This window comes from Sphingomonas dokdonensis (genome assembly GCF_002197685.1).
Taxonomy (GTDB): Bacteria; Pseudomonadota; Alphaproteobacteria; order Sphingomonadales; family Sphingomonadaceae; genus Sphingomonas; species Sphingomonas dokdonensis.
In genome coordinates, this window is the sequence record NZ_NBBI01000001.1 from 603,443 (window position 1) to 622,044 (window position 18,602).

Genomic DNA, 18,602 nt, shown 5'->3' on the forward strand with positions numbered 1-18,602 from the left:
GTTGCCGCAGCAAGGTGCGGATCGGCGGCGGATTGTGCAAGGTGCGTGCGCTACGGCTGCGGCTCCGACACCAAAACGGGCGCGGGCGCCTGACCGGTCGCCGGCACGGTCAATTGCGAGTCGCCGCCGAGCGTGCGGTACAAGGTGACGAGATTGGTGGCTCGGATCAGGCGCGTCTGCACCAGCGATTGCTGCGCGGCGAACAGCGAGCGCTGCGCGTCCAGCGAGGAGAGGAACGGATCGATGCCGCCACGATAGCGCGCCTGCGCGAGGCGATAGGTGTCCGCCGCCGCGGCAGCGAACCGCTCGTTGGCGGCAAGCTCGTCGGTGATGGTGCCGCGCCGCGCGAGCGCATCGGCCACTTCGCGAAAGGCGACCTGGATCGTGCCCTCGTATGCGGCGAGTGCGGCCTGTTGCTGCGCCTCGGTCTGCGCGACGCCGGCGCGACCCGCACTCGCGCGGAAGATCGGGTAGGCAACGTTGGCGCTTGCCGATTTGGTGAGCGAATCGCTGCTGATCAGCGAGGACAGCGCCGTGCTGGCCAGGCTGAACAATCCCGTCAGCGAGATCGTCGGGAACAGCGCGGCGCGGGCGGCGCCGATTTCGGCATTGGCGGCGCGCAGGTCATATTCCGCTTGCACGACATCCGGCCGGCGCAGCAGCACGCGGCTGTCGAGGCCGGCGGGCAATTCGCCGATCGTGGCGGCAGCCTGTTCGATCGGTGGCGGCAGCAGCGCCGGATCCACGGTGTCGCCGACCAGTAGCTGGAGCGCGTTCACATCCTGCGCAAGCGCGGTGCGCTGACTGGCGATGCTCGCCTCGGCGGTGGCGAGGATCTGCTCCGCCTGGCGAAGGTCCGTCCGGGCGGCGATGCCGCCCTCCACGCGGGCGCGGGTGAGCGTGACCGAGCGGCGCGCGATCGCGGCGGTCTCTTCGGCGAGTTGCAGCAGGCTCTGGTCGGCGGCGTGGGTCAGCCATGCGCTGGCGACGTCGCCGGTGAGCGTCAGGCGGACGGCGCGTGCCGCCGCTTCCTGCCCGAAATACCGCGCCAGGGCCGCGTCGCCGAGCGACTGCGCGCGGCCGAACAGGTCGAGCTCGAAGGCGTTGACGCCGACGGAGGTTTGGTAGGTGGTGCCGCCGACCGTGAAATTGCCGCCGGCCGCGCCCGCGCCGATCTCGCGCCGGGTGACGGTGCCGCCGGCCGTAATCGTAGGAAACAGCTCTGCCCGCTGGATACGATATTGCGCGCGCGCGGCGGCGATGTTGGCGACGCTGACGCGCAGATCGCGATTGTTGGTGAGCGCCTGGTCGATCAGGCGCTGCAATCGCGGGTCGCGGAAGACATCGCGGTAGGTCACGCTCGGCAGGCTTGCCTCGCTTTGCCGCAGATAGGCATCGCCCGTCGGCCAGGACGCGGGGATTGGCGGTGCGGGCCGGACGTATTTGGGTGCCATGCTGCACCCGGCGAGCGCGCTGCCCAGCAGGAGGGGAAGAATGGCGCGCATCACGATTGCTCCAGGTGCGGCGTGCCGCCCGGCGGCTCGTTCAGGTCGGCGGGCGGATGAAAGCCCGGTTCCTTGCCGCGCATCTTCGCCATGCCGTCGCGGAAGCCGCGGCGCACCATCACGAAGAACAGCGGGATGTAGAAGATCGCCAGCACCGTTGCGGTGAACATGCCGCCGATCACCGCCGTGCCGATCGCGATGCGGCTGTTGGCGCCCGCGCCGGTGGAGATCGCCAGCGGCAGCACGCCGAAGATGAAAGCGAGGCTGGTCATGAGGATCGGGCGCAAGCGGATGCGCGCGGCGGTGAGCGCGGCATCGATGACGCGTGCGCCCTTTTTCTCTTCCTGCTCGGCGAACTCGATCATCAAAATAGCGTTTTTCGCCGCCAGCCCCATGGTCGTGAGCAGCCCGATCTGGAGGTACACGTCGTTGGTCAGCCCGCGCAGCGTGACGAAAGCGACGGCGCCGATCAGCCCCAGCGGAATGACGAGCAGCACGGCCAGCGGGATCGACCAGCTTTCGTACAGCGCCGCGAGGCATAGAAAGACGACGATGATCGACAGGCCGTAGAGCAAGGGCGCCTGACCGGACGACAGGCGTTCCTGATAGGAAATGCCGGCCCAGGCGACGCTGGTGCCCGGGATCTGCGAGGCGAGCTCCTCAATCCGCGCCATCGCGTCACCCGAACTGCCGCCGCCAGCGGCCGAGCCCTCGAACTCGAACGACTGAACGCCATTGAAGCGCGAAATGGTGGTCGGCGCCTGCGACCAGCTGGTGGTGGCAAAGCTGGAGAATGGCGCCATCTGCCCGTTCGAGCCGCGCACGAACCATTGGTAGAGCGAATCCGGGTCGTCGCGATATTCGGCGTCGCCCTGCACATAGACGCGCTTCACCCGGCCGCGATCGATGAAATCGTTGACGTAGCGGCCGCCCCAGGCGGTGGAGAGGGTGGTGTTCACATCGGTCTGCGCAATGCCGAGCGCGGCGATCCGCTGGGCATCGGTGTTGACGCGCAGCGTGCCGATGTCGGGCAACTCGCTCAGGCGCACGCCGGTAAGCTGCGAATCATTGTTCGCCAGCGCCAGCAGCTTGTCGCGCGCGGCGGCGAACTTCTCCGTGGAAAGCCCGCCGGTGTTGAGCAGCTCCATGGTGAAGCCCTCGGACTGACCGAGGCCGCGGATCGCCGGCGGCACGAGCGCGAAGACCTGCGCATCGCGGAAGGCGCGGAATGCGGCGGCGGCGCGCGCGACGATGGCGTCGGCGGTGTTCTCCTTACCCTTGCGCTCCGCCCAGTCGGTCAGCGAGATAAAGCCACGGCCGGTATTCTGGCCCGACGCGCCGCCGCCGCCGCCGGCGACCGTCAGCATCGTGCGTACGTTGCCCTTTTCATAGGTCTGGAAATAGCGCTCGACCGACTGCTGCACTTCCTCGGTGCGGCTGCGTGTCGCGCCTGCGGGAAGGCGGAACACCACCTGAGCGCCGCCCTGATCCTCGGTCGGCAGGAAGCCGGTGGGCAGCCGCAGGAACAGCACGGCCAACAAGGCCACCACGACGAGGTACACGCCAAGGAACAGCCATTTGCGGTCGACCACGCGCTGCACCCAGCCGACGTAGCGTTCGGTGCCTCGCTCGAAATTGCGGTTGAACCAGTCGCTGGCCCGGCCGAGTCGATCCGAAACCCAGGTGAAGCGTCGGGCGAGCCATGACGGCTCTTCTTGGTCTTCCTTCGCATGCCGTTGCTTCAGCAAGGTGGTGGTGAGCGCGGGAGACAGAACGATCGCCACCGCCACCGACAGGATCATCGCGGAGATGACGGTGAGCGAGAACTGACGGTAGATAACGCCAGTCGAGCCGCCGAAGAACGCCATCGGCAGGAACACCGCCGACAGGACCAGCGCGATCGCGACCAGTGCGACGGTGATCTCGCGCATTGATTCGATCGTCGCCTCGCGCGGCGTCAAGGTCGGGTTTTCTTCGAGCAGGCGCTCGACGTTTTCCACCACCACGATCGCGTCGTCGACGAGGAGGCCGATCGCAAGCACGAGGCCGAACAGCGTCAGCGTGTTGATCGAGAAGCCGGCAAGATAGAAGACCGCAAAGGTGCCGAGCAGCACGACCGGGACTGCGATGGTGGGGATCAGCGTCGCACGCCAGCTTTGCAGAAACACGAACATGACGATGACGACGAGGATGATTGCCTCGATCAGCGTCTTCACCACCTCGTCGATCGACAGCTTGATGAAGTCGGTGGAATCGTTGGCGTAGGCGATGCGGATGTTGGGCGGGTAGGTCTTGGCGACGCGCGCGATTTCCGCCTTCACCAGCTCCGCCGTAGCGAGGGCGTCGGCGCCGGGGGCGAGCAGCACCGCAATGCCGGCGCCAGGATGCCCGTTGATCCGGCTGGCGGCACTATAGTTCTCCGCGCCGAGTTCCACGCGCGCGACATCGCCGACCCGCACCGTCGCGCCCGACGGCAGGGTCTTGAGCAGAATATCGCGGAACTGCTGGGGAAATTGCAGGCGTGACTGCGCCGTGACGGTGGCGTTCAGCATCTGCTCGTTGGGCATCGGCTGACCGCCGATCTCACCAGCTGCCACTTCGGTATTCTGCGTCTGGATGGCCGAGATCACGTCGCCGGGCATCAGCTGGTAACTGGCGAGCCGCGCCGGATCGAGCCAGATGCGCATCGCATATTGCGAGCCGAACACGTTGGTGTCGCCCACACCCTGAACCCGGCCGAGCGGATCCTGGAGGGTGGAAGCCATCAGGTCCGACACGTCCCGGTTCGTCAGCTTGTCGGTGATGTCATAGACGCCGGCGATCAGGAGAAAGTCCGGGTTGGACTTGCGCACCCGGATGCCTTGCTGCTGCACCTGCGTCGGCAGGCGCGTGATCGCCTGCTGCAACTGGTTCTGCACCTGCACCTGCGCAATGTCAGGATCGGTGCCCTTCTCGAACGTGGCGTTGATCGACACCGACCCGCGCGACGTCGACGACGAGCTGAAATACAGCAGCCCGTCGATGCCGGTCAGCTGTTGCTCCAAGATCTGTGTGACCGAATTTTCGATGGTCTCGGCGTTTGCGCCGGGATAGCTCGCGCTGATCGACACCTGCGGCGGCGCGACGTCGGGATATTGCGCGATGGGCAGGCTCAGGATCGCGCCGAAGCCCGCCATCATCACGATGATTGCAAGCACCCATGCGAAAATCGGTCGATCGATGAAGATGCGCGACATCAGTCGCCTTTGCCTTTGGCCTTTTGCTGCTGCTTCAGCTGCTCGGGCGAGGGGGGCTTGGGCTGCTGCGGCGTATTGGCCGGAACTGGCTTGACCGAAGCATTGTCACTGAGGTTCGCGGTGCCTTGCGTGATGACCTTGTCGCCGGCACGCAGCCCGCCGGTCACCACCCAATCAGCGCCTTCGGTGCGCACGGTTTCGACCTTGCGCTGCTGAACCTTGTTGTTCTGGCCGACCAGCCAGACGGTGGCGTTGCCTTGCGGATCGCGCGATACCGCCTGCTGCGGCACCAGGAACGCGTTGGTCTCGATCGCCTGGGCAAACACCGCGCGAACGAACATGCCCGGTAGCAGCAACCCGTTGGGATTGGGAAAGCGGGCGCGCAGGGTGACGGTGCCGGTCTGTTGGTCAACCACCACTTCGCTGAATTCCACCACACCGGTGGCGCCGTAGTCGCTGCCGTCTTCCAGCTTCAGGCGAACGGTGGCGTTGGCGGGCAGCACGCCGCCGGCGGCCATGCGGCGTCGCAATTGCAGCAGATCGGCGGCGGACTGCTGGATGTCGACAAAGATCGGGTCGAGCTGCTGGATGGTGGCGAGCGGATCGGCCTGGCTGGTTGTCACCAGCGCGCCGACGGTGAAGATCGAGCGGCCGATCCGGCCGGTGATCGGCGCGGGAACGGTGGTGAAGCGCAGGTTCACCCGCGCGGTTTCGAGCTGCGCGCGATTTTGGGCGATGCTTGCTTCGGCCTGGCGCTGGGATGCGACAGCATCGGTATAATCCTGCTTGCTGACCGCCTCGATCTCGGCGAGCGGGCGGAACCGGTCCGCACGAACCCGCGCGGCCTCTGCCGTAGCGCGTGCGCTGGCGACATTCGCCGATGCTTCATTCACGGCGGCGCGGTAAAGGCTGGGATCGATCTGGTAGAGCGGCTGCCCGCGTTGGACGATCGTGCCTTCCTTGAAGAAGCGCTTTTGAATGACGCCGCTGACCTGCGGGCGGACCTCCGAGCTTTGATAGGCAACGGTGCGGCCTGCGAGCTCGGTTACCAGCGGGACGCTGGTTTGCCGCACGACGACGAAGCCGACCTGCACCGGGCCGCCGCGCCCACCGCCGGGACCGCCGCCCTCAGGTTGTTCACCCTTGCCGCTGCACGCCGCCAGCGCCATCGCGGCGGCGAGCGCCAGCGCTCTGGCGGCGGGTTGGAAATGGAGCCGAATCTGCTCACCTTTTTGTTGATCTAGTTCGCAGCAACCGGGCGCACGAAACATTATACCGTGATCTCCGCAGCGTGCGATGAGGACGGGGCGGCGAGGGTCACCGTGCCGTGTGGGTGGTCGGGTAATCACTTTTGCGACGACTTGCCAGCCTCAACATGTCGCAACATGTCGCGCCGGTAACAGCCTTTGTCAGGTATGAAACCAAAGCGGCAGAAGCGCGTTAACCGCCGGGGGCAAGATCGAAATATCGATGGTCCCGGTTGAAAAGGGGCCGATGTGAGTTTCAATTCGGGGTGTCACCGCTGGCTTGCCGTCGCGTTGCTGGCTGCTTCGTCCGGCGCGACGGCGCAAATGGCGAAGCCGGGTACGGCGCCGGCGCAAGGGCCTGATGCGCCGAAAGAAGCGGTGTCTAAACGCGACACCGCTGATGACGCCGCCGGCCCGATCATTCCCGACGCAACGTTCGATGCTGCGCTGCCGCCGCTGTCGAGCGACCTGAACGCGCCGTTGGAGCCGATGCCGGCTCTCTCGGAGGCGCCGCCTTCTACCTTTCCCGCGCCCGTCGGTGCCACGCCCGCTACGGCCGAGCCGGCGCCCGTGACCGGTGAGCCCGCGATCGCGCCGCAAACTGCCGTCGAGTTGCAGCAGCCGCTGCCGCCCCTGAGCGCGACGCAAACCGTGCCGCTGGAGACGGACGTTGACGTCGCCGAGGCGAACCGTCCTGAAATCCGGTATGAGATGGCGGTGCGTGGCCTGAAGGAGATTGGGCTGGAGGACGAATTCAAGTCTTTGTCCGCCCTGAAGGACGGCGACGGCAAGGCGGCGAACAGCACGCAGGTGAGTGCGCGCGCCCGCGAGGACGAGCAACTCGCGGTACGGCTGATGAAATCGATCGGCTATTACGACGGCGTGGCAAGTTCCGCGCTGGAAACGGTCGGCACCGAGCCGGGGCGCCTGCGCGCCGTGCTGACGGCGACGCCGGGCAAACTTTACAAGCTGGGTGACATCACCGTGGTCGCAGGGCCGACGGTGCCACCCAATCTCGTGCGCGATCAGCTTCCGCTCAAGACCGGCGATCCGCTGGAGGCGGCTCGGGTGCAAGGCGCCGAGGCGAATGTCGCACTGGTGCTGCCGCAGCGCGGATACCCCTTTGTCGACATCGGCGATCGCGACATCCTGCTGGATGAAGAGACGCTGACCGGCGATTACACGCTGCCGGTGGAGACGGGGCCGCGCTCTTCGTTCGGCGTGTTGCGAACGGAAGGCGAGGCGGTTTTCGACCTCGAGCATCTCAGCATCTTTCCGCGGTTCAAGCAGGGCGAGTTGTACGACACGCGCAAGCGCGACGATCTGCGCGAGGCGCTGGTGGCGACGGGCCTGTTCGGCACGGTCGGCGTGGAGCCGGTGCGGACCGGGCGCCCGGGGCCGGACGGGACGGAGCAGGTCGACCTCTTGGTGCGCCAATCCAAGGGGCTGTGGCGCAGCCTTGCCGGGAGTGGCGGCTACGGTACCGGCGAGGGCGTGAAGCTGGAAGGGTCGTGGACCCACCGGAACCTGTTCCCGCCCGAAGGCGCGCTGATCCTGACGGCGATTGCGGGCACGCAGCAACAAGGCGCCTCGGCAACGCTCCGGCGGCAGAATGCGGGACGGCGCGATCGGACCTTTTCGACGGGCATCGCAGCGAACCACCAGACCTATGACGCCTTCGACGCGTTCACCGGCACGGCTTTCATTCGCTGGGCGTATGATTCGACGCCGATCTGGCAAAAGCGCTTCACTTATGCGTTTGGCGCCGAGCTGACGGGAACGAACGAGCGCGTCTTCGACTTCGATCTGAACGAGCGCGTGCGCCGCACCTATGGCATCGCGGCGCTGCCGACGCAGGCCGTTTGGGATACGTCCGACGACCTGCTCAACCCAACGCGCGGCTATCGCCTGAAGGTGAATATCAGCCCGGAAACGTCGGTGCAGGATTCGGTGCGGCCCTATGCCCGCACGATGATCGAGGGCACGTTCTATTATCCGGTGAGCGACAGCCTGGTGATCGCCGGGCGGGCGCGCGCCGGCTCGATCTTCGGCATCGATCGCGACGATCTTGCGCCATCGCGGCGTTATTACGGCGGCGGCGGTGGATCGGTGCGCGGCTATGGTTTCCAGCGGCTCGGCCCGTTCGAGCCGGTGTCGTCGCTGGTGCCCAACGAGGATGGTGAGATCGACATCGGGGATCTGCGCCCGGTGGGTGGCCGCAGCTTGAACGAATTCGCGCTCGAGGCGCGCTACCGCTTCGGCAATTTCGGCATCGTGCCGTTTATCGATGCCGGCAACGCTTATGAGAGCACCTTCCCCAAGGGCTCCGACCTGCGCTTCGGCGCGGGCATCGGCGGGCGATTTTACACCAATTTCGGGCCAATGCGCGTCGACATCGCGACGCCGTTGAACCCGCGAGAGGGCGACGGAAGAGTCGCCCTTTATGTCTCGATCGGACAGGCGTTCTGATGACCGAAGATACCGCGCCCGACCGGATCGAAACCACGCACCGCCCCCTGTGGCAGCGCATCCTGAAATGGATCGGCATCGCGATCGCCGGTCTGCTGCTGCTGGTGCTTGTCGTCGTATTCGGGATCAATACCGATCCGGGGCGGCGGTTCGTCGCCGACCAGCTCGGCAATTATAAGACGGCGAGCGGGCTCAACATCAAGGTCGGGCGGATCGATGGTTCGCTATACGGCCGCATGGTGCTAACTGATGTGCGGGTCAGCGATCCCAAGGGCGTGTTCATCTCGTCGCCGCGGCTAGAGGTGAATTGGCGTCCGTTCGCGTTCATCAACAATCATGTGGATGTGCGCAGCCTGCAAAGCGCGCTGATCACCATGGCGCGCAATCCGGAGCTGATCCCGCAGCCAAGCGATCCCAACGCACCTTTGCTGCCGGACATCGACATCGACATCGATCGACTGAGCGTCGATCGCTTCGTGATGGAGCCGCCGGTTGCCGGCCAACGGCATGTCGGCAAAATCGAAGGGTCGGCGCATATCGCGAACCGCCGCGCGCAGCTGAGCGTCGATGCTGCGGCGCTGCGTGGGCAGGGCATGGCTGGCGGCGACCGCCTGCGGCTGCGGCTTGATGCCGTGCCGGAGGACAACAAGCTCGACGTCGACGTGCGGCTTGCCGCGCCGGTCGGCGGCGTCATCTCCTCGCTGGCGGGGACCAAGGCACCGCTCACCGCGACGATCGGTGGCCGCGGCAGCTGGGCGTCGTGGCAGGGCAAGGCAGTTGCCGATCTGGGCGGCGGTCGTTTGGCCGATCTAAACCTTACCGCGCGCAACGGACAGATCACGGTTCGCGGCGCGACCCAGCCCGGCCTGTATCTGGAAGGACCGGTCGAGCGGCTCACCGCGCCGCGTCTTCAGGTCGCGATCGACACCACGCTGGAAGAGCGGCGCGTGGATACGCGCATCAAGCTGCGGTCGGATGCGCTGGCGATCGATGCGGGCGGTCTGATCGACCTTGCGAACAGCCGCTTCGGCAACTTCGCCGTGGATGCCAGGCTGCTGACACCCGGCGCCATTGCGCCGAATTTGCGCGGGCGCGACGTGCTCGCACGCGCGGTGCTGGACGGCGCATTCGCCACGCCGACAATCGATTACAAGCTGCGCGCGACAACGCTCGGCTTTGGCGACACGGTGGTGGAGAACCTTTACGCCGAAGGGCTGGCGCGGGTGGACTCTGCGCGCATCCTGGTGCCTGTGAAGGCGCGCGCACGCCGGATCGGCGGCCTCAATCCGGCGCTTGGCGGCCTGACGACCAACGCCCGGATCGAAGGCGACATCGCCATCGACATGCCGACGATCCTTTCGGACAATCTACGTATCCGATCCGACACGATCGACGCGACGGCAATCATCGCGGCGAACATGGAGACGGGGCGCTACACCGGCGCGATCAAGGGGCGGGTCAACAACTTCCGTGTCGATGGCGTCGGCATCATCAACCTGGATACCGATGCGAAATTGGTGACCAAGCCGAACGGCGGCTTCGGCGTGATCGGGCGGGTGGGCATCCAGACGCGCGAGATCTTCAACGATGGCGTGCGGACGTTCCTGGGCGGCAATGCCGTAGCGGTCGCCAATGTCGGCTACGACACCGACGGGCTCGTCACGTTCCGCGACTTGCGCGTGACCGCGCCATCGTTCCGAGTGACGCGCGGCAGCGGCCGTTACGATCTGAACACCGGCGCCGTGCTGGTGGAGGCTGATGCCTTTTCGGCGCAATACGGCCCCTTGTTCGCGCGCGTGACGGGCAGTGCGACAGCGCCTGTCGTCAACCTTCGCGCGCCCCGTCCGGGGCTTGGCATCGGGCTGGCGAATTTGGATGCGCGGATCGTCGGGCGCGGCGGCGCCTATGCGGTGACGGCGACTGGCGGGACAACCTACGGCCCGTTCAACGCCGACGTTCTGGTAAACCCGGGAACGCAGCTGGCGATCGATATTCGCCGGGTGGTATTCGCTGGTGTGAATTTCTCGGGCCGTGTGGTGCAAACCCCGGCCGGGCCGTTCGCAGGCCGGGTGCAGTTCGCCGGATCGGGGTTGTCGGGCGCGGCGGTGCTCGGCGCGCAAGGCAAGTACCAGCGCGCGGACGTCGATGCGCGGGCGAATGCCGCCAAGATCCCGGGCGATGTCGATTTCGTGATCGGCCGCGCGATCGTGAAGGCAAGCGTGGTGCTTTACGATCAGCCGCAGATCGTCGCGGACGCGCAGGTAGCCGATCTTCGCTACGGCCCGACGGTGATCCAGACCGGACGCGTGAAGGTGAACTATGCCGGCGGGCGCGGCACGGCGCAGGCCTTGCTGACCGGATCCAACAGCGTACCGTTCCGACTGGCAGCCAACGCGCGCCTTTCGCCAAACGAGTATGTCGTGGCGCTGAAGGGGCAGGCGAACAACATCAACTTCGCCACGCAAAATCCGGCGCGTATCACCGCGGCGAACGGCAGCTACCGGCTTGCGCCGACGGCGATCGCTTTCGACCAGGGGCGACTGCGGATCGCGGGAAGCTATGGCAACGGGCTTGCCGCGCAGCTCCGGCTCGACAGTCTGGACCTGTCGATCGCCAACGCGCTGGTCCCGAACCTCGGGCTGGGCGGCAAGGCGACCGGCAGCCTGGACTTTACGCAAAGCAGTTCCAGTGCCTTCCCGCAGGCGGATGCCCGCCTGACGATCAGCAACTTCACGCGGTCGAGCCTGGCCAGCGTGTCGCAGCCGGTCGACGTAGTGGTTGCCGGTCGGCTGGTGCAGAATGGCGGCGAGATGCGGGCGCTGGTGAAGCGCGGGGCGACGACGATCGGCCGGGCACAGGCATTCCTGCGTCCGGTCGGCGGTGGCGGCTCATGGGCATCGCAGCTGATGGCGGCACCATTGAGCGGCGGAATCCGCTACAATGGCCCGTCGAGCGTGCTGTTCAGCCTCGCCGGTCTCGCCGAACAGCAATTGACCGGACCGATGGTGGTTGCCGCCGATTTCTCGGGTCGCGTGTCCTCTCCGCAGCTGAATGGCATGATCCGGGCGGACAATCTGATCTACGAAAACGAGACATACGGTACGCGCCTGTCCAACATGGCGGTGCGTGCGCGGTTCACGGCCGACCGCTTGCAGCTCGACAGCCTGACGGCGAAGGCGGGTGACGGATCGGTCCGGGCGCAGGGGTATGTGAGCCTGGCAGGCGACCTTGGGTATCCGTTGCAGATCGACGCACGACTTGATGACGCGCAGCTGGCCCAATCGGACGCCATCGGCGCGACCGTGAGCGGGACCGTATCGGTGACCAACGGCCGCGATGGCGGGTTGATCAAGGCAGACCTGACCATTCCGGAGGCGCGCTACGAAATAATCCGTCAAGGCTCGGCCGAAGTGCCCGAGCTGACCGGTGTTCGCCGCAAGAGCGACATCCGCCCTGCGCGGATCACCGATCGGCCGGCGCCGGCATCGCCGCCGGGGCTGTTCCGCCTCGACATGCGCGTGCGCGCCGACAATCGCCTGTTCGTTTCCGGCATGGGACTGGAGAGCGAGTGGGAAGCGGACATGCGGATCGGCGGCACCTCTGCTGCTCCGACGATTGCCGGCGGCCTGGATCTGGTACGCGGCACCTATTCGTTCGCCGGCAAGCGCTTCGAGGTGGAGCGCGGACGCGTCCGCTTCCGCGGTGGCGCGCTGACCGATCCCGACATCGATATCCGGGCGACGACCCAGAACGATGGCGTGACGTTCGTCATCAACGTGACGGGCACTGGGCAGCGGCCGCAGATCAGTTTCACCTCCACCCCGCCGCTGCCGCAGGACGAGGTGCTGAGCCGCCTGCTGTTCGGCACCAACCCGGAGAATTTGTCGGCCACGGAAGCCATCCAGCTGGCCGCTGCGCTCAACTCGCTGCGTGGCTCTGGCGGCGGGCTGAACCCGCTGGGCAAGCTGCGGTCGGCGACTGGTTTCGATCGCCTGCGCGTGCTGGGTGCGGACGATGCGTCCGGTCGCGGCACCGCATTGGCGGCGGGCAAGTATCTGACCGACGACATCTATGTGGAGATCGTGACCGATGCGCGTGGGTTCACCGCGACGCAGCTGACCATCGCACTCACCCGATCGCTGAGCCTGCTGACCCAGGCCGGATCGTTCGGCGGATCGAATGCGCAGCTGCGCTATTCCAAGGACTATTGATCGCAGGCGTTCAGCCGGTGTGCCTCAATCGGCATGCCGGCGCGCTTGTGGTCGGCCGCGAGCAGTGGGTGCATCGTTACGGTGAAGGGTAGGCTTCGCTCAGCGTCTTTCACACGCAGGCCTGCGCAACGCAGTAGGCTACACCACTGACATGCAAATGCGCGCCAGAAGCAAATGGCCTCTGGCGCGCGAAAAGATGAATCAGAATGTGATCGGGGCTGCGAAACGCCCTTCGAACTGACCTCGAACCAACCGGTGGGCAGCCACGGGCCGCCACACCGACCTGACGGTCACCGGATCGGAGAGTTCGGATCCAGCCTCATGTCGAGATAATCGTCCACCGACGTCATGAGCTCACCCATCTCGTGCTGGAAGAAATGGTTGGCCTTCGGGATCACGTCGTGGTGGATCGTGATGTGCTTTTGCGTCCTGAGCTTGTCGACCAGCTTCTGCGTCGCGGGCGGGGTGGCCACCTCGTCCTCGGCGCCCTGGATGATGATGCCCGACGACGGGCAGGGGGCCAGAAACGTGAAATCGTAAAGGTTCGCCGGCGGCGCGATCGAGATGAAGCCGCGGATCTCCGGCCGCCGCATCAGCAATTGCATGCCGATCCACGCACCGAAGCTGAACCCGGCGATCCAGGTGGTCGACGCTTCCGGGTGGAAGCTCTGCACCCAGTCAAGCGCGCTGGCCGCATCGGACAATTCGCCGACGCCATTGTCAAAGGTGCCCTGGCTCTTGCCGACACCACGAAAGTTGAAGCGCAGCGTCGCGAAACCGCGGCGTTGGAACGTCTTGTAGAGCGCCTGGACGATGTGGTTGTTCATCGTCCCGCCTGCGGTCGGGTGCGGATGCAGGATCATCGCGACCGGCGCGCGCGGCTTGGGAGCGGGGGCGAAACGCCCTTCGAGACGGCCCTCGGGGCCAGGAAAGATCACTTCGGGCATCGATACTCTGTCAGTTTAGTGCCGCGGATGTGGCGCGTTGAACGAAGGGCTATATAGGGATCGCACCCGAATATGGAACGAGTTTTGCCTCAACGCCTCTATCTGGATCATGCCGCCACCACGCCGATGACCCCTGCGGCGCGCGACGCCATGCTGCGCGGGCTGGAGATATGGGCGAATCCTTCGTCGCCGCATGGCGAAGGACGGGCCGCAAGGGCGGCCTTGGAGGAGGCACGGGCTGCCGTCGGCCGCGCTTATGGCTGGTCGGGAGAGGTGTTGCTGACAAGCGGGGCAAGCGAATCGCTGTGGATCGCGCTCCGCCGCAGCGTCGTGGACACGCGGTTCGTTTCGCAGGTCGAGCATGACGCGGTGTTCCGTGCGGCGGGCGACGGTGCGGAGCCAGTTCCGGTAGACGGAAATGGTCGCATCGATCGGGATCGTCTTGCCGAGTTGTTGTCTGCGTCACGCACGGGCGGGGGGCGCTCACTGGTCTGTGTTCAGTGGTGCAATAGCGAGACGGGAGTGCTTCAGCCGCTTGCCGCCATTGCGGCCGTCGTGGCGCAGGCCGGGGCGTTTTTGCTGGTCGATGCGGCGCAGATGCCGGCATCGCAGGCGCTCTCCGACAACGCCGACTTCGTTGCCTTGTCTTCGCATAAACGTGGCGGACCGCCGGGTATCGGCGCGTTGCTCGTGCGCGATCTTGCTACGTTGACCCCCACGGGTGGTCAGGAACGAGGTTATCGTGCGGGGACGGAAAATTTGCCGGCGGCGCTGGGCTATGCCGCAGCTTTGGGCGAGCCCGAGCCGGATCATGGACTGTTGCGGGCGCAGCTGGACGATGCGGTGCGGCGTTCCGGTGGGCTGGTGGTCGGCGACGAGGCGCCGCGCAATCCCGCTGTCGGTAGCTATCGGCTGCCGGGCGTGAGCGCCAATGCGCAGCTGATCCAGCTCGATCTGGAGGGGATCGCAGTGTCGGCAGGGAGTGCGTGTGCCAGTGGCAGCCTGAAGCCGAGCCATGTGCTCCGGGCGATGGGCTGGAGCACGGAGGATACGCGCGAGGTGATCCGCGTGAGCTTCGGACGGCATACCACCGTGGATGACGTTGACCGTTTCATCACGGCATGGCGGCGGATCGCCCGTGGTGCCCGGACGCTCGCGGCATGATCTATCTCGATTATCAGGCGTCGACCCCGCTTGCGCCCGAAGCGTTCGAGGCGATGGTGCCGTGGCTGCGGGACCAGTTCGCCAATCCGCATTCGGCCAGCCGAATGGGGCGAGCGGCCAAGGCGACGATCGAGGTGGCGCGTGAGCAGATTGCGGCGCTGCTGCCGCAGGGCGGCCGCTTGGTGTTCACCAGTGGCGCGACGGAGGCGCTCAACTGGGCGTTGAAGGGCAGTCGCGGTTCGATCGTCACCATCGCGAGCGAACACGCCGCCGTGCTGGACACGGTGCGCGCCGAGGGGGCGCGTGGGCGGGAGGTGACCGTGTTGCCCGTGCGACCGGATGGCCGGATCGACCTGTGGGTGGCGCGCCGCGTGCTGGGGCAGGGCGCCGGCGTGTTGGCCACGATGCTGGTCAACAACGAAATCGGGGTGCTCCAACCCGTGCCCGAGCTTGCCCGGATCGCGCGGCAGCATGGCACGCAGGTCTTATGCGACGCGGTGCAGGCCTATGGTCGCATCGCTGTGCCCGACACGTGCGACATGGTGGCAATCTCGGCACACAAGATTCACGGGCCAAAGGGGATCGGCGCGCTGTGGATCCGCGATGGTGTGACGCTCGACCCGCTGCTCGATGGTGGAGAGCAGGAGCACGGCCGGTCCGGCACGTTGAGCCCTGCCTTGTGCGTAGGCTTCGGCGTCGCGGCACGACTGATGAAGGAGCGGCACGCGGCCGACACGGCGCACGTCGACCGCCTATGGGACATGGCGACCGAGCGGCTACGCGGCTGGACGATCAACGGGTCGGTGGAGCATCGCTATCGCGGCAACCTGAACGTGCGGCGGCGCGGCCTGGACGTGAACAGGCTGATGAGCGACTGCCGAAATGTCGCGTTCTCCGCCGGATCGGCGTGTGCGAGCGGATCGGGTCGGCCTTCGCATGTGCTGAAGGCGATCGGCCTGCTTGATGCCGATGCGCGATCCTCGATCAGGCTGGGCTTCGGGCGCTACACGACCGAGGCGGAGCTGGAAAAAGGGCTGAACGAGATCATCGCTGCTGCCGACGCGCAGCAGCTTCCCGCATGAAGGTGTGCTTTCAAACTGCGGACAGCGCCATTGTGGAGGCGGATGCGTCGCCGGGTGATCGGCTTTTGAACGTCGCGCAGCGCGCGGGCATGCCGTTGGAGGGGACGTGTGAAGGGCAGATGGCGTGCGCGACCTGCCATGTGATCGTGTCGCCGGAGCACTTTCCCAAGTTGCCGGCAGCGAGCGAAGACGAGGAAGACATGCTGGATCTGGCGCCAGATGCGGCGCGAACCAGCCGTTTATCGTGCCAGATCGTGCTCACCGCGGCGCTTGACGGCCTTTTCGTTCGCATCCCCTGAGAATTGCCTGCCACGATGGGCTTGAACGAGGCGAAACGCTCGGCCATATGGCGCGCGGGAGTCGGGCGGACGTGGTCGTCGCCAACCTGGTCAGATCCTGACGGAAGCAGCCACAACGATTTCGCCGCGGGTCGTTCCGGCTCCCACCGCGCCTCATGCCCCAGCGATGATCGAGAGTGGCGTGTCTGCTCAGTTGCCGATCCGTGGCGCTGCCTGGATGGTCTTCTCCCTTCGACAAGCCTTGTTCGCGCGCCTAGATAGACGGCGATGACCGACTCCCTTCTTGGCCTAGACGAACCGGTTCAGCCAACGCGCGGCGGCGACGCGTATCGCGTGCTGGCGCGCAAATATCGCCCGCAGACGTTTCAGGCGCTGATCGGCCAGGAAGCGATGGTCCGCACGCTGGAGAATGCGATCCGGCGCGATCGGATCGCGCATGCGTTTCTGCTCACCGGCGTACGCGGGGTGGGCAAGACGTCTACCGCGCGCCTTATCGCAAAGGCGCTGAACTGCATCGGACCTGACGGCAACGGCGGGCCATCGATCGATCCGTGCGGCGTGTGCGAGCCGTGCCGCGCGATCGCCGAAGGGCGCCATATCGACGTGATCGAGATGGACGCCGCCAGCCATACCGGCATCGACGATATCCGCGAGATCATCGAGGCGTCGCGCTATGCTGCGGTGTCGGCGCGGTACAAAGTGTACATCATCGACGAAGTGCACATGCTGTCGAAGGCGGCATTCAACGGCCTGTTGAAGACGCTCGAGGAGCCGCCGGGGCATGTAAAGTTCCTGTTCGCCACGACCGAGGTGAACAAGGTGCCGGTGACGGTGCTGTCGCGCTGCCAGCGCTTCGACCTGCGACGCATCCCGGCCGAGCGATTGGCCGCGCACTTCGCAGCGGTGTGCGAGGCGGAAGGCGTGACTGCCGAGCCAGAGGCTCTGGCGCTGATCGCGCGGGCGGCCGAGGGATCGGCACGCGATGGCTTGTCGATCCTGGATCAGGCGATCGCCCATGCCGATCTGGAGGGTGGCGGCGTGAAAGCGCCAGCCGTGCGCGAGATGCTGGGCCTGTCGGATCGCAGCGCCGTGCGCGATCTGCTTGCGTTGTTGCTCGGCGGCGATGCGCCGGGTGCGCTGGCGGCTTTGCGCCGGCAATATGACTACGGCGTCGATTCGCAGGGGGTGCTGCGCGCCCTGCTGGAGGCGGTGCACGGCGTAACCTTGGTCAAGGTCGGCACCGCGGAAGACCCGGCGCAACCGGCGGAAGAGCGTGACGCCTACCGTGAGTGGGCAGAGAAGCTCTCGTTCCCCTTGCTGCATCGATTATGGCAGTTGTTGCTCAAGGGGCATGATGAAGTCGCTCGGGCGGCGCTGCCGATCGAGACGGCCGAAATGGCGTTGCTGCGTGTGGTTCATGCCCGCAGCCTGCCCGATCCTGGCGAGCTTGCTCGACATTTGAGCGAAGGCCGGAGTGATCAGCCGCCGGTGGCCGCCGCACCTTCTGAGATGCCGAGCACGCGTGCTGCGGCGTCGGCGCAATCGGCGTTGCCGCAGGCCGCGGTACCAGTTGCTCCGGTACAGCCAGCATCAGATCCATCGCAGGAGCCTGAGACCTTCGCAGCGTTGGTCGCATTGCTGGAGAACCACGGTCAGCATCTGCTGGCCGTGCGACTGGCGCACGGCGCACGCGTTGTCAGCTATGCGCCGCCCGAGATCGTGTTCAGCGGCGCGCGCCCGATTGCGGCCGATACGCTGGCGGAGACCGTGGCGGCGTTGCGCGGGATCACTGGCGCGGTCTGGAAGTTGTCACTGCTGGATGCGCCGGGAGAGCCGACGCTGAAGGAGGCGGCGGACGCCGCTGCAGAGGCTGATCGACAGGCGGTGCTGGCGACGCCGCTGGTGGAGGCCGCGCTGGCGGCATTCCCGGACGCCGAGCTGATTGACTGGCCCAAGAAGAGGAACAACGCGTGAAGGATATCAACGAGCTTCTCGCCGCCGCCCAGAGCGCGGCCGAGAATGTGCAGAAGCAGATGGACCAAGCGCAGGCGACGCTGGACACGATCGAAGTCGAGGGCGCTGCCGGCGGCGGGCTGGTGAAGGTTCGCGCAACGGCCAAGGGGCGCATCCTTTCGGTGACGATCGACGACACGCTGATCGTGCCTGCCGAAAAGCAGATGCTGGAAGATCTGGTCGCCGCCGCGTTCAACGATGCGCGCGCCAAGGCCGATGCGGCCTCGTCGCAGGAGATGGCCAAGATGACGAGCGGTATCCCGCTGCCGCCGGGCTTCAAGCTCCCGTTCTGATGCCGGCAGCGGCACTGGTGGCAATCACCGGTGCCGCTGAAGGAAGCGCGTGCGGAGCACGGCGGTGCGGCGTGGCGGTGTCGTCCAAGCTAGCGAGCGCTGCCGCTAGCGGATCAATGGAGTAGCGCGGGTGCGC

11 protein-coding genes and 1 other RNA gene are annotated in these 18,602 nt (G+C 66.3%); 8 read left to right on the forward strand and 4 right to left on the reverse strand.

Annotated elements, in window-relative coordinates; all coding sequences use genetic code 11:
- Positions 1–50: 50 nt before the first annotated feature.
- Genes SPDO_RS02850 through SPDO_RS02860 form a run of 3 tightly spaced genes read right to left on the reverse strand, consistent with a single transcriptional unit; the run spans position 51 to position 5,910 of the window.
- Positions 51–1,505 carry an efflux transporter outer membrane subunit gene (locus SPDO_RS02850; protein WP_211279982.1) on the reverse strand — a complete coding sequence of 485 codons (1,455 nt, stop codon included), beginning with the start codon at positions 1,503–1,505 and terminating at the stop codon, positions 51–53.
- Entirely contained in the window at positions 1,505–4,741 is a 3,237-nt protein-coding gene (locus SPDO_RS02855) for an efflux RND transporter permease subunit (RefSeq protein ID WP_169716232.1), read from the reverse strand. The genes SPDO_RS02850 and SPDO_RS02855 overlap by 1 nt, the downstream gene beginning before the upstream one ends.
- On the reverse strand, positions 4,741–5,910 hold the full coding sequence (locus tag SPDO_RS02860) for an efflux RND transporter periplasmic adaptor subunit (RefSeq protein ID WP_088366347.1): 1,170 nt from the start codon (positions 5,908–5,910) through the stop codon (positions 4,741–4,743). The genes SPDO_RS02855 and SPDO_RS02860 overlap by 1 nt, the downstream gene beginning before the upstream one ends.
- Before the next feature lie 402 nt (positions 5,911–6,312).
- On the opposite strand from SPDO_RS02860, the gene SPDO_RS02865 reads away from it, so the two are divergent.
- Entirely contained in the window at positions 6,313–8,457 is a 2,145-nt protein-coding gene (locus SPDO_RS02865) for an autotransporter assembly complex protein TamA (protein WP_088365900.1), read from the forward strand.
- Complete coding sequence (locus tag SPDO_RS02870; RefSeq protein ID WP_088365901.1) at positions 8,457–12,668, forward strand: translocation/assembly module TamB domain-containing protein; 4,212 nt, start codon at positions 8,457–8,459, stop codon at positions 12,666–12,668. Before SPDO_RS02865 ends, SPDO_RS02870 begins: the two co-directional genes overlap by 1 nt.
- Positions 12,669–12,958: 290 nt before the next feature.
- On the opposite strand, the gene SPDO_RS02875 is transcribed toward SPDO_RS02870, so the two are convergent.
- Positions 12,959–13,615 (reverse strand): alpha/beta hydrolase, encoded by a 657-nt coding sequence (locus SPDO_RS02875; protein WP_088365902.1) that lies wholly within the window; start codon positions 13,613–13,615, stop codon positions 12,959–12,961.
- Between the two features lie 72 nt (positions 13,616–13,687).
- On the opposite strand from SPDO_RS02875, the gene SPDO_RS02880 reads away from it, so the two are divergent.
- The 6 genes from SPDO_RS02880 (at position 13,688) to SPDO_RS02905 (ending at position 18,466) form a co-directional block, all read left to right on the forward strand.
- Positions 13,688–14,779 carry a cysteine desulfurase family protein gene (locus SPDO_RS02880; RefSeq protein WP_088365903.1) on the forward strand — a complete coding sequence of 364 codons (1,092 nt, stop codon included), beginning with the start codon at positions 13,688–13,690 and terminating at the stop codon, positions 14,777–14,779.
- Positions 14,776–15,861 (forward strand): cysteine desulfurase family protein, encoded by a 1,086-nt coding sequence (locus tag SPDO_RS02885; RefSeq protein ID WP_088366348.1) that lies wholly within the window; start codon positions 14,776–14,778, stop codon positions 15,859–15,861. Before SPDO_RS02880 ends, SPDO_RS02885 begins: the two co-directional genes overlap by 4 nt.
- Positions 15,858–16,160, forward strand: a complete 303-nt coding sequence (locus SPDO_RS02890) for a 2Fe-2S iron-sulfur cluster-binding protein (RefSeq protein WP_088365904.1) — start codon at positions 15,858–15,860, stop codon at positions 16,158–16,160. The genes SPDO_RS02885 and SPDO_RS02890 overlap by 4 nt, the downstream gene beginning before the upstream one ends.
- A 53-nt stretch (positions 16,161–16,213) precedes the next feature.
- Positions 16,214–16,311: signal recognition particle sRNA small type (ffs, locus tag SPDO_RS02895), an RNA gene on the forward strand.
- A 116-nt stretch (positions 16,312–16,427) separates the two neighbouring features.
- Positions 16,428–18,134 carry a DNA polymerase III subunit gamma/tau gene (locus SPDO_RS02900; protein ID WP_088365905.1) on the forward strand — a complete coding sequence of 569 codons (1,707 nt, stop codon included), beginning with the start codon at positions 16,428–16,430 and terminating at the stop codon, positions 18,132–18,134.
- Complete coding sequence (locus SPDO_RS02905; RefSeq protein ID WP_088365906.1) at positions 18,131–18,466, forward strand: YbaB/EbfC family nucleoid-associated protein; 336 nt, start codon at positions 18,131–18,133, stop codon at positions 18,464–18,466. The genes SPDO_RS02900 and SPDO_RS02905 overlap by 4 nt, the downstream gene beginning before the upstream one ends.
- Positions 18,467–18,602: the final 136 nt, after the last annotated feature.